The sequence below is a fragment of the Flavobacterium sp. M31R6 genome (assembly GCF_013284035.1).
In the GTDB taxonomy this organism is placed as follows: Bacteria; Bacteroidota; Bacteroidia; order Flavobacteriales; family Flavobacteriaceae; genus Flavobacterium.
The window spans coordinates 1,766,635-1,781,742 of record NZ_CP054141.1 but is presented as its reverse complement, the minus strand read 5'-3'; the positions used below and the strand labels follow the sequence as shown (position 1 = coordinate 1,781,742).

The window sequence follows — 15,108 nt, the reverse complement described above, 5'->3', positions numbered from 1 at the left end:
CAAAAAACCTACAACTAAACATTATTTGTAGCTTTTTTTATTTGCAAAAAATTAATCTTTATGTACATGTCTCACATCTGGGCTACAGCAAGCAGACAAAGTAAATTCACCGTATAATACTAAATATCAACCTAATATGTTTATTTTTTTTTCAAAAAATACATTTTCTAAATCAAATCCATTAATTTTGTTTAATCAGTTAAAAACTAGACACTTATACTATTACTATTTTTCATTTTATACAGTTTTAGTTTTTACTTTTAGATTTAATACTAACTAACTTTAAAAACGCAGACGATGAATGGTTTTAAACTTCTCTTAATTTTGTGTGTTATACTATTTTCACCTATTAGTTATGCTCAAAAAAATGTTTCTGAATCCTTAAAAAAAGAACTGGAGGATGCTGAAACAAAAATGTTTCAGAATGTAAATTTTACACACGCTAACAGTTATTTCAAAACTGACGTTTCTGATGATTTTTTTACCATTAACGCCGACGGAGTTGTTGCTAACAAAGAACAGAGCCTTGCGGATACTGAACGCCTCAAGATGTTTGAAATGGGAACAACTAAATTCTTTGACAAAAAAATAAGGGTTTATGGAAATGTTGGGATTATTAATGGGAGAGGTCAAGTCTTTTTCGATGGAAAATATGTTGTCGAATTTTTATACACCGCTATATTTGTCAGAGAAAAAGGGAAATGGATGTACACAAGCTGGCAAGGCACTATTTCAAAAGATTCTCCTCCACCTCCACCAATGCCAAAAAATTAATATGGGCATGCGGCTTTGCTCTGCGAAGTCTCCCGACTTCGCCCCACATGTTGCGGACCTAATACAAACCTGAAATCAAAGTCCATGTCAGGAACGAAGCAATCTAACGATCAATAGCAAAACCCAACAAATTATCGGAACGAAAATACCAAATATGATTAACTATCGCTCCGTTCGCTTCTCTCATGTGCTTCGTTCTTCGCAATGACTTAGTCGTAGCCGTTTATAACTCCGTAAAATTTCTCTTTAATACCAAATTCTAAATTCCTAATTTGCGCCTTCAAATCAGTAGGAGAAAATGAAGGTCTGTATTGCCGAAAAACCAAGTGTAGCACGCGAAATCGCATCCGTTTTGGGAGCCAATACCAAACACGATGGGTATTTTGAAGGCAATGGCTATCAGGTCACTTACACCTTTGGACATTTATGCACCTTAAAAGAACCCAACGATTACAAACCCAATTGGAAAAGTTGGGACTTGAACAACCTGCCCATGCTTCCCGAGAAATTTGAGACCAAAGTGGTTCAGAATTCAGGGATTCAAAAGCAATTCAGAATCGTAAAAGGTTTATTTGACAAAGCCGAATTGGTCATCAACTGCGGGGATGCCGGTCAAGAAGGAGAACTGATTCAGCGTTGGGTGATGAATGAAGCCAATTATAAAGGTGAAGTACAGCGCCTATGGATTTCGTCCCTAACCACTGAAGCTATCAAAGAGGGTTTTGAAAACCTAAAACCATCAGCCAACTACGATAATTTATATTACGCAGGGTTTTCCAGAGCCATTGGCGACTGGTTACTCGGTATGAACGCTACTCGTTTATATACTGTAAAACATGGCGGATACAAACAAGTTTTGTCCATTGGAAGAGTACAAACGCCAACCTTGGCAATGGTCGTTGACCGATTTAAAGAAATTGAGAATTTCAAACCTCAACCGTATTGGGAATTGCAAACATTATATAGAGAGACACTTTTCAGTTATGAAGAAGGACGTTTTCTGAAAAAGGAAGACGGTGAAGTTTTAGCCAACAAAGTCAAGGAAAGTGAGTTCGAAATTGTTTCTGTCGAAAAAAAGAATGGTAATGAATATGCTCCTAAACTCTTTGATTTAACAGGTTTACAAGTTTATTGTAATCAAAAATTTGGTTTTTCAGCTGATGAAACGCTTAAAATTGTTCAGACCTTATACGAACAAAAAGTAGTCACTTATCCCAGAGTAGATACCACATTTTTACCAAACGATATCTATCCGAAAGTGCCGGGTATTCTGCAAAAATTGACGAATTATAGTGAATTAACCCAACCACTTTTAGAAAAAAAGATTAAAAAATCACCTAAGGTTTTCAACGATAAAAAAGTAACCGATCACCACGCTATTATTCCAACAGGCGTACAATCCAATTTGCAATACAACCAGCAACAAGTATATGATATTATTGTGAAACGGTTTATTGCCGTATTTTATGACGATTGTTTGGTTGCCAACACTACAGTAATTGGAAAAGCTGCCGATGTACTATTCAAAACAACTGGAAAAGAAATCTTGAAAAAAGGATTTCGCGTAGTTTTTGAAGACCCAAACGCCAAAGAAAAAGAAGCCGATATATTGCCAAGTTTTGTCGTGGGTGAAAAAGGCCCACACGTACCTTCCTTTTTGGAAAAAGAAACCAAACCGCCCAATCAGTTTACGGAAGCGACTTTATTGCGCGCCATGGAAACCGCGGGCAAGCAAGTCGACGATGAAGATTTACGCGAATTGATGAAAGAAAATGGTATTGGTCGTCCATCAACACGAGCCAATATTATCGAAACGCTTTTCAAACGCCAATACATCGTTCGAAACAAAAAACAGGTTTTGCCAACACCAACTGGAATTCAACTGATTGACACTATCCAGAATGAATTAATAAAATCAGCAGAATTGACGGGTTCTTGGGAAAAGCAATTGAAAGACATTGAAAAAGGAGAATTTACCGCTGGTGCGTTTATCAAAAACATGAAACAGATGGTAGAAGCTTTGGTCTATGAAGTGCGAAGTGAAACCAGACGCGCCAATATTTCACACGAAGGAAGTGTTCAGAAAGAAGCCATCAAAGTTGAGAAAAAGAAAGCGGCAGGAATTTTGGCAGAAATCTGTCCGAAATGTAAAAAAAACACGCTTATAAAAGGAAAGTCCGCTTATGGATGTGGCGATTATAAAGTGGGTTGCGCTTTTGTATTGCCTTATACTTTTGCGGAGAAAAAAATATCCGAGAACCAATACTTGCGATTGCTTCAAAAAGGATCTACCGTAAATTTGAAAGACTTTAAAACCGATGCCGGAATTGTGGAAGGTTTGCTCCGCTTTGATGAAAATTTCAAACTGATATTAGAACCAAAGAAAACAACGGAGAAAGCTGAGAAAACATCACAAGATAAATTAGCCTGTCCAAAATGCAAAAAAGGAACAGTCTTGAAAGGAAAAACCGCTTATGGTTGTGGTGATTATAAATTGGGTTGTGATTTTAAAGTAACTTTTGATGTGGTTAGAGAAAAACTGAAAGATCAAAAACCTACTAAAGAACTGGTTTATTCTATTTTGAATGAAAGCGTAAAATGATTGCTGTTTTTTGATTAACGTTTTTTGATTTAAGAAGTCAAAATATCTAAAATCAAAAATCGTTAATCAAAAATCTAAAATCTTTCTATTCTATTTTTTCATAAATTAGCTCATTCAAAATAACACCAAATATTCACGCAAATGTTTCAAAAAATAACTCTTTTACTGCTTTTATTAGCCATAGTTTCCTGTAAAAACTCTGAAGCAACCGAGAAAGACCAAATAAAAACGGCCAACTGGTTACTTGGAAAATGGAGCACCAAAACAGCTGATGGTGATCTTTCCGAGAATTGGAAGCAACTAAACGACAGTACTTTTCAAGCCGAATCCTTTTTCATAAAAGGCAAAGACACTTTGCATTTTGAATCCATAATATTACAGCAAAAAGGAGAAGACTTATTCTATAACGCCACAGTAAAAGGACAAAATGAGAACAAAGCTGTTGCATTTAAACTCACGACCAAAACCCAAAAACAATTGGTTTTTGAAAATCCAAAACATGACTATCCACAAAAGATAACCTATACACTAATTAACAAAGACAGCCTTGTCACATCCATTTCTGGAGTTCAACTCGGGAAACCAAGCTCGGAAAAATTCGGAATGAAAAAAGATTCAATAGCTAAATAACAACTTTTATCTTACTAAATACTAACCTTGCTATTTTATAGCAAGGTTTTTTTATGCTCTAAAACCCCATAAATCATTGACTTAAATTTTTTATTTATAATTAATCTAAATAAATATAGTTAAATTAAGTATAATTTTTACATTTGCATTATTTTTATTTATTCTAAATAATAATAAACCATTAAAAAACTTTATACCTTAATCTATGAAATATTTGAATCAACAATTACCCCTATTAAAATTGTTCTTATGTCTATTTATCATTTCCACAGCCAGCTCTTTTGCGCAAAGCATTGGAAGCCTAAAAGGAACTGTTCAAACCAGTGACAATAAACCCGCAGAAGGAGTTTCGGTTACAATAAAAGAATTAAACAGAACAACAATCGCCGATAACAACGGTGTTTATACCCTCAAAAACATACCGGCAGATAATTACACTTTAATAGTGACATTAGTCGGTAACAATGATGTCCAACAAAGCATAACAATAGTAGCTGGAGAAACTGCAACTATAGACATCAATCTTTCTTTATCCAATAACGAATTGAGCCAAGTGGTTGTTTTAAGCAATAAAAGTGCTTTTAAAACCAATCGTGTTTCATCTTCACTTCGTTTGCAGTCCCCAATTATCGAAATCCCACAAAATATTCAGGTTGTAACAGGAAAACTAATTCAAGACCAACAAATCAATAATATGCTTGAAGGCGTAACCCGCAACGTGAGTGGAGCCACACGTGTAGAGCATTGGGATAATTACGCCAATATTACGATGAGAGGTAGCCAAGTTGCTGCTTTTAGAAATGGTATGAACGTGAGTACAACTTGGGGTCCGCTGACGGAAGACATGAGTATGGTAGAACGTATTGAATTTGTAAAAGGTCCCGCAGGATTTATGTTATCAAACGGAAATCCAAGTGGTTTTTATAATGTGGTAACCAAAAAACCAAGCGGAAGAAACAAAGGTGAGGCAAGTTTGTCTTTGGGAAGCTATGGCATGTACAGAGGAACATTGGATTTAGACGGTAAATTGACTAAAGACGGAAAACTTTTGTACCGTTTCAATGCTATGGGAGAAAAGAAAGACAGTTACCGCGATTTTGATTTTAATGACCGCTATACTTTTGCACCCGTATTAAAATATTTATTTACAGACAAAACTTCTGCAACGCTTGAATATACGCAGCAATTCTCTAAAGTAAATGCAATTGGTAGCAACTATGTATATGCCAAAAATGGTTACGAAGAATTACCAAGAAGCTTTACTACATCAGAGAAAGAATTAGATCCTACACAAATGCTGGAAAGAAGCCTTTTGGGTATTTTTGAACATAGCATAAACGACAAATGGAAAATTACTGCTCAAGGTTCGTACTTAAATTACGAACAAGAAGGAATGTCTTTATGGCCAGCCGGTTTTGATCCTAACAATGATGCCATTCTTAAAAGAGCTGGTGGAAACTGGGATATTTTAGGAAAAATATATACTGGACAAGCTTATGTAAATGGTCAGGCACAAACTGGATCTGTTTCACACAAAATATTAGGAGGTCTGGATATGAGTGATAAAACCTATTATCATGATTGGTCACAATATTTCACTTTACCTGACTTAGACATTTACAATCCTGTACATGGTATTGCAGAATCACCAAAATTTGACAGAAGTAAGGACATAAAAGACAGAGGCGTAAAATATTATAATAACTATAAAGGTTTTTACGCACAGGATGAATTAGGATTCTTAGATAATTCACTTCGCTTAACATTGGCTGGAAGATATACTATACTAAAAGCTGGTGATGTATATTCTGGTAGTTCAAAAAACGAAAAATTTACGCCGCGTATTGGATTGAGTTATTCTATTGACAAAAATACATCTGCCTATTTTGTAAGAGATGAGTCTTTTACAGAAAATTATGGAAGCGATTGGCAAGGAAAAAGTTTTAATCCTCAAACCGGAACAAATTTAGAATTAGGTTTCAAAAGAGACTGGTTGAACGGAAAATGGAATTCTACTTTTGCAGCTTATCAAATTACCACAGATAATGTTCTTACATTAGATGCTGAACATTCTACTCCAGCTAAGCAGTTTAGCAAAGAAAATGGTCAGCAAAAAGTTAAAGGTTTTGAAGCGGACATTAGAGGAGAAATCTTTAAAAACTTAGATGTTGTTGTAAACTATGCTTTCACAGAAGGAAAAACTACAAAAGATACCGACCCAAATATGGTAGGAAATCAAATTCCTGGAAGTACAAAACATATTCAAAATACCTGGCTAAATTACAAAATAGATAACGGCTTATTTAACGGATTGGGTCTTTCATTAGGATACCAATATCAGGTAGGAAGAGCTCCATGGTATATTTCGCCTGATAACACTACTTCACTACCTGATTATTTCCGTTTGGATGGAGGTGTATCTTATCAAATCAAGAAAATATATATAAACCTTATTGTTAACAACATACTCAACAAATATCTGTATTCTGGAGGGTATTACAGCTATACCGATATGTACTACTGGCAAGCGGAAGCAGGTACTAATGCAAGAGTAACCGTAAGTTATAAATTCTAAGATTGTTTTTGTTTTGTTTAACTAAACTCCTCATTAAGGTGGGGAGTTTTATCCTTTTTTAATGAAAAATAATAGCTTAAAAAAACTGATTGGGCAACTACATTTATGGCTCGGATTATCTTCGGGCATAATTGTATTTATAATTGCCATTACGGGCTGTTTGTATGCTTTTCAGGAAGAAATACAAAATAGTACCGAGGAATACCGTTTTGTCGAAAAAAAGAATAAACCTTTTCTCCTTCCTTCGCAATTGGAAGAAATTGCAAAAAAAGAACTCCCGGGTAAAGCTTTGCATGCCATTAAATACAATGGCCCCATGAAATCTGCAGAAGCTATATTTTTCCATTATGAACCTACTTATTATCATATTGTTTACCTAAATCCCTATTCGGGAAAAGTACTGGAAACGGCCAATATGGACGAAGGTTTTTTCAGATTCATCCTCGACGGACATTTCTATCTTTGGCTACCACCTGAAATTGGACAGCCAGTTGTTGCCTCATTCACACTAGTATTTCTCACACTGCTGCTTTCTGGGCTTTATCTTTGGTATCCCCGAAACAAAAATGCGGCCAAACAGCGCTTTAAGTTCAAATGGAAAAAAGATACAAAATGGAAACGCAAAAACTATGATTTGCACAATGTCACTGGATTTTATGTGCTTTTGATTGCGCTTATTTTTGCAATTACTGGTTTGGTTTGGGGTTTTCAGTGGTTTGCTTACTCGTATTACACAATATATGGAGGGGAAAAATCATTGATTTACGAAGACCCAGTTTCAGCAAAAAAGACAACCGCTTCAAGCAAGTCGTTGGATAAAATTTGGGCATTAATGCAAAAAGAATATCCAACGGCAAAATCCATTGAAGTACATCCGCCAGAAAATGACAGTACCGCTATTGCCGCCAACGCCAATCCTGAGGAAGGAACCTTCTGGAAAACCGATTACCGCTATTTTGACCAATATACTTTGGAAGAAAAAGAGGTAAAACACATTTACGGCAAATATAATAATGCTGACGCACCCGATAAATTGATGCGCATGAACTACGACCTTCACACAGGAGCAGTATTTGGACTTGCCGGAAAGATATTCGCTTTTTTAATCAGCTTGCTTATTGCCACGCTTCCTATTTCAGGATTTTATATTTGGTGGGGACGAAATAAGAAAGCAAAATGGGAATCCACTATTCATTAAGAAGCTTTTAAAAACAAAAAAAATCATTTCAAACTCAAAATCGTGCCCTAAAAAGCAAGATTATTTTATTCAAAATACTGACATTCAGGATTGTTAAAATTATTTTAAAATATTATTCATATTTAGTCTAAATAAGTTTGTCGAATCCAAAATGTGTATTTATATTTGCGTCGTTATTTTTAATTATTCCAAATAAACATCATGAAATATATTTTACTCCCTTTCACTTTTATATTATTCTGTTTCAACAGTCAAGCCCAAGAAGTCGCGAGCAATACAGATAATAACGATTTATATTATTTCTCTTCGGATTCTATAAAATCTACCACCGATACTGTTAAAAACAGAAAAGGGCAAGTGCTGAAAGAAGTTATTGTAACAGCTAATCAAAGAAAAAATCCTGTTAGTGTTGGAAAATCTGGAATCAAACCAATGGATTTACCTCAAAGCGTACAAGTAATCACTCAGAAAACATTAGAAAACCAACAAATCACAACCATGTCTGATTTGTTAAAAAACACCAACGGAGTTTATATCATGGGAAATTCTGGTGGTTATCAAGAAGAAATTGCTTCTCGTGGATATGCAATGGGGAGTTCAAATACGTTCAAAAATGGTGTTCGCTATTTTAATGGAATGCCGACCGAAATGAGTGGAATTGAAAAAGCAGAATTCTTAAAAGGAAGTGCCGCCATATTATTTGGAAACGTTACTGCTGGTGGGGTTTTGAATTTGGTTACCAAAAAACCTAAATTCGATTTTGGTGCTGATGCATCTGTAGGAATCGGAAGTTTTGACTTATATAAAACCACTTTTGACGTTTTTGGGCCAATAGGAAATAGTAAAAAAGTAGCATTCCGTATGAATGGTGCCAACACCCAAGCCAATAGCTTTAGAATTGGGGTAAGTTCAGAAACTAAATATGTTAATCCGTCATTTTTGGTAAATTTCAATGATAAAACTTCTCTTTTGGTAGAAGCAGACTATATAAAAGACATTAGAACTCCCGATTTTGGAGCAGGAATTATCAATTATGAATTGGTTGATCTGCCAAGAAGCCGATTTGTTGGAGTTTTATGGGGTAAAATCCAATCAGAACAAGCTTCTTTGACCGCTACTTTGAGGCATCAATTGTCTGAAAATTGGGACTTATCATTTATTAATTCCAATAGATTTTACGAAACCGATTTGTTTGCCAATACAAGACCAAACTCCCCGATTACTTCAATGAAAGCTAACGGAGATTGGACAATGGGCTTGCAGCGCTCGGAGGCAAAAGACAACTACTGGTTGCAAGAACTGAATGCAAAAGGAAAATTCCAAACTTGGAACATCGATCACCAAGTCCTTTTTGGTGCAGACCAAGACAAATACAAAACAGAAACCTTGGCTTCAACGTATAAAAATCCTTTGAAATCATATAAAAATGAATACGATACCATAAACATTTTCACTACCGATCTATCGACAGCAAGAAATGACATTCCAACAATGGATAAAGTTACATTGACCAAAGCTCCAGTACAGCGAATCGGTGTATTTGCCCAAGATTTAATTAGTATCAACAAATATGTCAAAGCACTGGCAGGATTACGATACAGTTATCAGGAAACAACAAGTGATGTTTACACTTACCCAGTAGTAAACCCAAAACCAGTTGCCGAAAAAAGAGTAATCTCTAAACAAATTGATGATGCCTTTTCTCCACGTTTAGGCTTAATTTTACAACCTAATAAGAACCATTCTATTTTTGCCAGCTATTCCACTTCATTTGTACCAAATGCAGGGCTGGATTATTTCACCAAAGAAGCTTTGGCTCCATCAACAATTAAACAATATGAAGTTGGTGTAAAAAATGAGTTTTGGGATGGTCGATTATTTGCAAATGTAACTGCATATCAAATTGAGAATAACAACTTAGCCCAAACGTCATTGATTGATGCTACTTACAAAGAATTGGCTGGTGGTACAAAAAGTCAAGGAGTAGAAATTGATTTGGTTGCGAATCCTGCAAAAGGATTATCTATACTAGGTGGTTATAGTTTTAACGAAATAAAATACACCGATAGTAATATTTATATCGTGGGAAGTCAAATTTTATACATGCCTAAAAATACGGCCAACTTGAATTTCAACTATCATTTTGAAGACGGAAAACTAAAAGGATTAAATTTAGGATTGATCAATTCTTACGTTGGTGTTCGATATGCAGGACGTTCTACAAATATTACTACGCCAACAGATCCAAGAAAACCGGTAAAATTACCAGAATATTTCCAATCGGATGCGACAGTTGGATACCAATTCAAACAAATCACTATTAGAGCTAAATTGAGTAACATCTTTAATGCTTTGAGCTACAATGTTCACGATGATAATAGCGTAAACCCGATTGCTCCAACAAATTATGCTATAACTTTAAATTACGCCTTTTAAAAATTAAACCTTTTGATATAGAAAGCGTCTAACTTTTACAAATACAGCTTTAATTTGTATATTCCATTTAAAAACAAATTTTGAATTCTTATGAAGAAAATTAATTTCAGAAACTTACACCGTGATTTAGGCTACTTTTATATTGGTCTTATTGTATCCTTCGCCTTTTCAGGTTTAATGATGAACCACCGAGAATCTTGGCATCCAGAAAAATACAGTACCGAAACAAAAGCCATTGAAGTAAAACTCCCAGCTGAAAGCGAAATCAACGACGACTTTGCCGAAGATCTAGGTAAAAAACTAGGAATCGACGACAAATTCAGACGTCAAATGACCAAAAAAGGAACCTTCAAAATGTCATTTGAGAATCACGATGTAGAGATTGATATGGAAACGGGCAAAGGTGAAATTGTTTCTTTTATCAAAACCCCAATCATCAGTCAAGCAATGAAATTACACAAAAATACTTCCAATTTTTGGATTTACTATTCTGATATTTTTGCTTTGAGTTTAATCACCATCGCCTTAACAGGAACTATTATGATTAAGGCAGGGAAATTCAGTTGGAAAAATAGAGGATGGAAACTTGCTGTTGCGGGAGTTGTGTTCCCTTTGCTATTCCTGATTTTGTTTGGATAAAAAATTCCATTTACAACAAACTTACAAACCTCGTTTAGCAATAAACGAGGTTTTTTGTTTTGTAAAAGGAAGTGTATTTTAACTATATTTGATAGTATTCCCAAAATTAATTATAACTAATCGATTCCTAAACTTAAAGATAAAAGCATGACAGAAACCAAGAAGAACCAATTAAAAAAAAGTCTAGGGTTAAGTTTTAATATTGCTGTTTTAATTGGAGGTACAATTGGTGTTGGCATTCTTCGTACTCCTGGCGCTATTGCAGGAATGTTGAATGATTATTGGCTTATAATTATCTGTTGGATTTTTGGAGGATTATATATTCTAATTGGCGCCAATTCCTATGCCGAATTAGCAACAATGTTACCAAAAGCTGGTGGTTCCTACAACTACATCAAAAGAGCTTTTGGAGAGTATGCAGGTTTTATATCAGGATGGTTTGATTATATAACCAATGTGGTTCCACCTGCTTTTTACTGCATCGTTATTAGCGAATATATTGTTATTTTATTTCCAAATTTGGAAAGTTACTCAACAGTCATTGCTATTGCCTTTTTAATTGGATTTGTGTTAATACATATCAGCGGAGTAAAAAACGGTAGTCTGATTCAGCAAATAACCAGTTTAATTAAAGTCATTTGTTTTGTGGCATTAATAGTAGCTTGCTTTATGTATTCGGGAGTAAAATTAAATCCCATCGAAAAAAACAGTTCTTTTTTTGAAATAGGGATTTTGTTTGGCTTTTTCAAATCACTACAACTCATCATTGGTACTTATGACGGTTGGTATTCTGTTTGTTTTTTTGCCGAAGAAGATAAAAACCCAAGCAAAAACATTCCCAAATCATTATATACTGGAGCCATACTCGTGATATTAATTTATGTATTAATCAACATTGCTTTTTTCCACGTCTTACCCGTTGCTTCATTGGCAAATTCCCATTTGGCGGCGGCTGATGTATCCAAAGTAGTTTTTGGAAATAATGGAGCCATTATAGTAACCGTAATCGCCATATTATCTTTAATTAGCATTCTTAATGCCTACATGATGATCCCTGCAAGAATACTGTATGGTTTGAGCAGAGATGGTTTTTTCTTTCAAAAAGGAACAACTATCAACAAAGGCGGTACTCCAATAGTAACACTCTTAATTTCTTCATTATTTAGTTTACTGTTGATTAGCATCGGTTCATTTGAGGTATTATTTTCATTTGGAACCTTCATGTCCGTTATTGTTTGGGGATTAGCTTATTGCTCCCTAATAAAATTAAGATCTAAAGAACCCAGTTTACTCAGACCCTATCGCTCACGCTGGTATCCTTGGTCAACGCTAATTGCAATTATCGCAACTTCCGGGCTATTGATTGGTTTCATTTATAGTGACACCAAAAACTTTATTATCATTTTAACTATTACGTTAATTTCCTATCCGTTATTTTTAGTGCTAGATCACAGAAATAAAAAGAATAAATAGCAAAACTAAAAAATCCCAATCCTGAAAATTTCAGTATTGGGATTTTATATTTTTAAAAAAAGCAGTTATTATTTCAAACTCAATAAACTCTGCTCAATCGTAGCAATTTTAGAAAGTGCATCAGCCTCTTTTTGTCGTTCATTTGCTAAAACTTTTTCTGGAGCACCGTTCACAAATTTCTCATTCGAAAGTTTACTTTGAACTGATTTCAAGAATCCTTGCGTATATACTAACTCAGCAGTAAGTTTCGCGATTTCTTCCTCAACATTTATATTTCCAGTGATTGGAATAAAATATTCATTCGATTTCACTCTAAATGACAACGCTCCATCTACTTTATCCGAAACATATTCTAATGAAGTGATGTTCCCCAATTTGGTCACAACCGAATCAAAATAAGTTGAAGCTTTATCATTGTTTACCACTTTCAATTCGATAGTATCTTTAAATGGAATATTCTTGTCCTTACGAATTGTTCTAATTCCGGAAATCACATCGATAGTGTTTTCAAAATCAGTAATTAATTGCGCATTAAAAGGTTTCATTTCTGGCCAAGTCGAAACAATTAATGCTTCCTCAGCTGTTCTTTCTGCCAATATTTGCCAAATTTCCTCTGTCAAGAAAGGCATAAATGGATGCAATAATTTCATGTTATTTTCTAACATTTCTATCGCTTTCGCAAAAGTTACGCTGTCAATCGGCTGTTGGTAGGCTGGTTTGATCATTTCTAAGAACCAAGAACAGAAATCGTCCCAAACCAATTTGTAAATTCCCATCAAAGCATCTGAAATTCTGTATTTCCCAAAGTTATCCTCGATTTCCAAAAGTGTTTGTTGCAACTTAGCTTCATACCATTCAATTGCAACTTTAGAAGATTCCGGTTGTGGAATCGCGTCAGATACTTCCCAACCTTTTATCAATTTGAAAGCATTCCATATTTTATTAGAAAATGCTTTTCCTTGATTGCATAATTCTTCGTCAAACATAATATCGTTACCCGCAGAAGCACTCAAAAGCAATCCTACACGAACTCCATCGGCACCAAATTTTTCAATTAATTCTAAAGGTTCAGGTGAATTACCCAAAGATTTAGACATTTTACGACGTTGTTTATCACGAACCAATCCGGTTAAATACACATTCGTAAAAGGTTTTTTTCCTGTATATTCATAACCGGCAATAATCATTCTCGCAACCCAGAAAAACAAAATATCTGGACCAGTTACTAAATCATTGGTTGGATAATAGTATTTGAAATCCTCACTTTCCGGATCCATAATTCCACCAAAAACCGACATTGGCCACAACCATGAAGAAAACCAAGTATCCAGTGCATCAACATCTTGTTTTAAATCGTTTATGGTTAATTGTTTATTGTTCGTGGTTGCTTGCGCCAATTTCAAAGCCTCTTCGATAGTTTCGGCAACTACAAAATCTTCTTTTCCGTCTCCGTAATAATAAGCTGGAATTTGTTGCCCCCACCACAATTGACGGGAAATATTCCAATCGCGAATATTGTTTAACCAATGTGCATACGTGTTATCAAAACGTTTTGGATGCAATTTAATGTCCCCATCAACCAAAACTGATTGTATTGCAGGTTTTACCAAATCTTCCATTTTCAAGAACCATTGATCAGACAAACGAGGTTCAATCACCGCTTTGGTTCTTTCCGAAGTTCCAACTTTATTAAGATGTGTTTCGGTTTTTGCCAAAGCACCATTTGATTCTAATTCTTTTACAATCTCGGTACGAACCACAAAACGGTCTTTGCCCTGATAGTGCAATCCAAAACTATTCAGCGAAGCATCATCATTGAAAATATCAATAATTTCCAAATTGTGTTTCTCCCCTAGTGTTTTATCATTCATATCGTGAGCTGGAGTCACTTTCAAACAACCTGTTCCAAACTCAACATCTACATATTCATCTTCGATAATAGGAATCACTCTACCGCAAATAGGAACAATTGCTTTTTTCCCTTTCAAATGTGTAAAACGTTCATCATTTGGATTGATACAAATAGCTGTATCCCCAAAAATAGTTTCTGGACGTGTAGTTGCAACTGTCAAGAAATCTTCGCTTCCTTCAATTTTATATTTTAGGAAATATAGTTCCCCTTGTTGTTCTTCATAAATAACTTCTTCGTCAGACAAAGTAGTTTTGGCTTCAGGATCCCAATTCACCATTCTATATCCACGGTAAATCAAACCTTTATTGTATAAATCAACAAAAGATTTAATTACAGAGGCAGACATATCCGGATCCATAGTAAACTTGGTGCGTTCCCAATCACAAGAACAACCTAATTGTTTTAACTGGTCAAGAATAACCCCACCATATTTGTCAGTCCACTCCCAAGCATGTTTCAAGAACTCTTCGCGGGTTAAGTCATTTTTATTAATTCCTTCCGCTTTCAATTTAGCAACTACCTTCGCTTCTGTAGCAATAGAAGCATGATCCGTTCCTGGAACCCAACAAGCGTTGAAACCTTTTAAACGTGCTCTTCGAATCAATACATCCTGAATTGTATTGTTGAGCATGTGCCCCATGTGCAACACTCCAGTTACATTGGGTGGTGGAATTACAATGGAATAAGGCGTTCTATGGTCTGGCTCCGAATGAAAATAATTATTTTTCATCCAATACGCATACCATTTATTCTCGATAGTTTTAGCGTCAAATTGTGCGGAAATTGTCATTTTATTGTGGATTCGTTGGATTGTTTATTCGTTTAATCGTTTATTCGCTGATTTGTTTGTTGCTCGTTTATCTGAATTA

At 35.1% G+C, this 15,108-nt stretch carries 9 protein-coding genes; 8 read left to right on the top strand and 1 reads right to left on the bottom strand.

Annotation, left to right across the window (positions count from 1 at the left end; genetic code table 11):
* Window positions 1–297: 297 nt before the first annotated feature.
* From HQN62_RS07265 to HQN62_RS07230, 8 genes are all read left to right on the top strand, one after another.
* Window positions 298–774, top strand: a complete 477-nt coding sequence (locus HQN62_RS07265; RefSeq protein ID WP_173503861.1) for a nuclear transport factor 2 family protein — start codon at window positions 298–300, stop codon at window positions 772–774.
* Between the two features lie 298 nt (window positions 775–1,072).
* Complete coding sequence (locus tag HQN62_RS07260; protein WP_173503860.1) at window positions 1,073–3,376, top strand: DNA topoisomerase 3; 2,304 nt, start codon at window positions 1,073–1,075, stop codon at window positions 3,374–3,376.
* A 141-nt stretch (window positions 3,377–3,517) separates the two neighbouring features.
* Window positions 3,518–4,006 (top strand): DUF6265 family protein, encoded by a 489-nt coding sequence (locus HQN62_RS07255; protein ID WP_173503859.1) that lies wholly within the window; start codon window positions 3,518–3,520, stop codon window positions 4,004–4,006.
* A 205-nt stretch (window positions 4,007–4,211) separates the two neighbouring features.
* The gene (locus HQN62_RS07250) at window positions 4,212–6,581 is read left to right on the top strand and encodes a TonB-dependent siderophore receptor (RefSeq protein ID WP_173503858.1); all 2,370 of its coding nucleotides are present in this window, start codon (window positions 4,212–4,214) and stop codon (window positions 6,579–6,581) included.
* Between the two features lie 61 nt (window positions 6,582–6,642).
* Window positions 6,643–7,779: a PepSY-associated TM helix domain-containing protein gene (locus HQN62_RS07245; protein WP_173503857.1), complete on the top strand. Its 1,137-nt coding sequence runs from the start codon at window positions 6,643–6,645 to the stop codon at window positions 7,777–7,779.
* 201 nt (window positions 7,780–7,980) lie between these two features.
* Window positions 7,981–10,215 carry a TonB-dependent siderophore receptor gene (locus HQN62_RS07240; RefSeq protein WP_173503856.1) on the top strand — a complete coding sequence of 745 codons (2,235 nt, stop codon included), beginning with the start codon at window positions 7,981–7,983 and terminating at the stop codon, window positions 10,213–10,215.
* A 90-nt stretch (window positions 10,216–10,305) separates the two neighbouring features.
* On the top strand, window positions 10,306–10,854 hold the full coding sequence (locus HQN62_RS07235) for a PepSY-associated TM helix domain-containing protein (protein ID WP_173503855.1): 549 nt from the start codon (window positions 10,306–10,308) through the stop codon (window positions 10,852–10,854).
* A gap of 147 nt (window positions 10,855–11,001) precedes the next feature.
* On the top strand, window positions 11,002–12,327 hold the full coding sequence (locus HQN62_RS07230) for an APC family permease (RefSeq protein ID WP_173503854.1): 1,326 nt from the start codon (window positions 11,002–11,004) through the stop codon (window positions 12,325–12,327).
* Between the two features lie 68 nt (window positions 12,328–12,395).
* Here the strand turns inward: HQN62_RS07230 and HQN62_RS07225 are convergent, their stop codons facing one another.
* Window positions 12,396–15,029, bottom strand: coding sequence for a valine--tRNA ligase (locus tag HQN62_RS07225; RefSeq protein ID WP_173503853.1), 2,634 nt, complete (start codon window positions 15,027–15,029; stop codon window positions 12,396–12,398).
* Between the last annotated feature and the right edge of the window lie 79 nt (window positions 15,030–15,108).

Excerpts from the sequence above, each read along its gene's own strand:
- HQN62_RS07265 (WP_173503861.1), top strand. The coding sequence starts at position 298 with ATGAATGGTTTTAAACTTCTCTTAATTTTGTGTGTTATACTATTTTCA.
- HQN62_RS07260 (WP_173503860.1), top strand. The coding sequence starts at position 1,073 with ATGAAGGTCTGTATTGCCGAAAAACCAAGTGTAGCACGCGAAATCGCA.
- HQN62_RS07255 (WP_173503859.1), top strand. The coding sequence starts at position 3,518 with ATGTTTCAAAAAATAACTCTTTTACTGCTTTTATTAGCCATAGTTTCC.
- HQN62_RS07250 (WP_173503858.1), top strand. The coding sequence starts at position 4,212 with ATGAAATATTTGAATCAACAATTACCCCTATTAAAATTGTTCTTATGT.
- HQN62_RS07245 (WP_173503857.1), top strand. The coding sequence starts at position 6,643 with ATGAAAAATAATAGCTTAAAAAAACTGATTGGGCAACTACATTTATGG.
- HQN62_RS07240 (WP_173503856.1), top strand. The coding sequence starts at position 7,981 with ATGAAATATATTTTACTCCCTTTCACTTTTATATTATTCTGTTTCAAC.
- HQN62_RS07235 (WP_173503855.1), top strand. The coding sequence starts at position 10,306 with ATGAAGAAAATTAATTTCAGAAACTTACACCGTGATTTAGGCTACTTT.
- HQN62_RS07230 (WP_173503854.1), top strand. The coding sequence starts at position 11,002 with ATGACAGAAACCAAGAAGAACCAATTAAAAAAAAGTCTAGGGTTAAGT.
- HQN62_RS07225 (WP_173503853.1), bottom strand. The coding sequence starts at position 15,029 with ATGACAATTTCCGCACAATTTGACGCTAAAACTATCGAGAATAAATGG.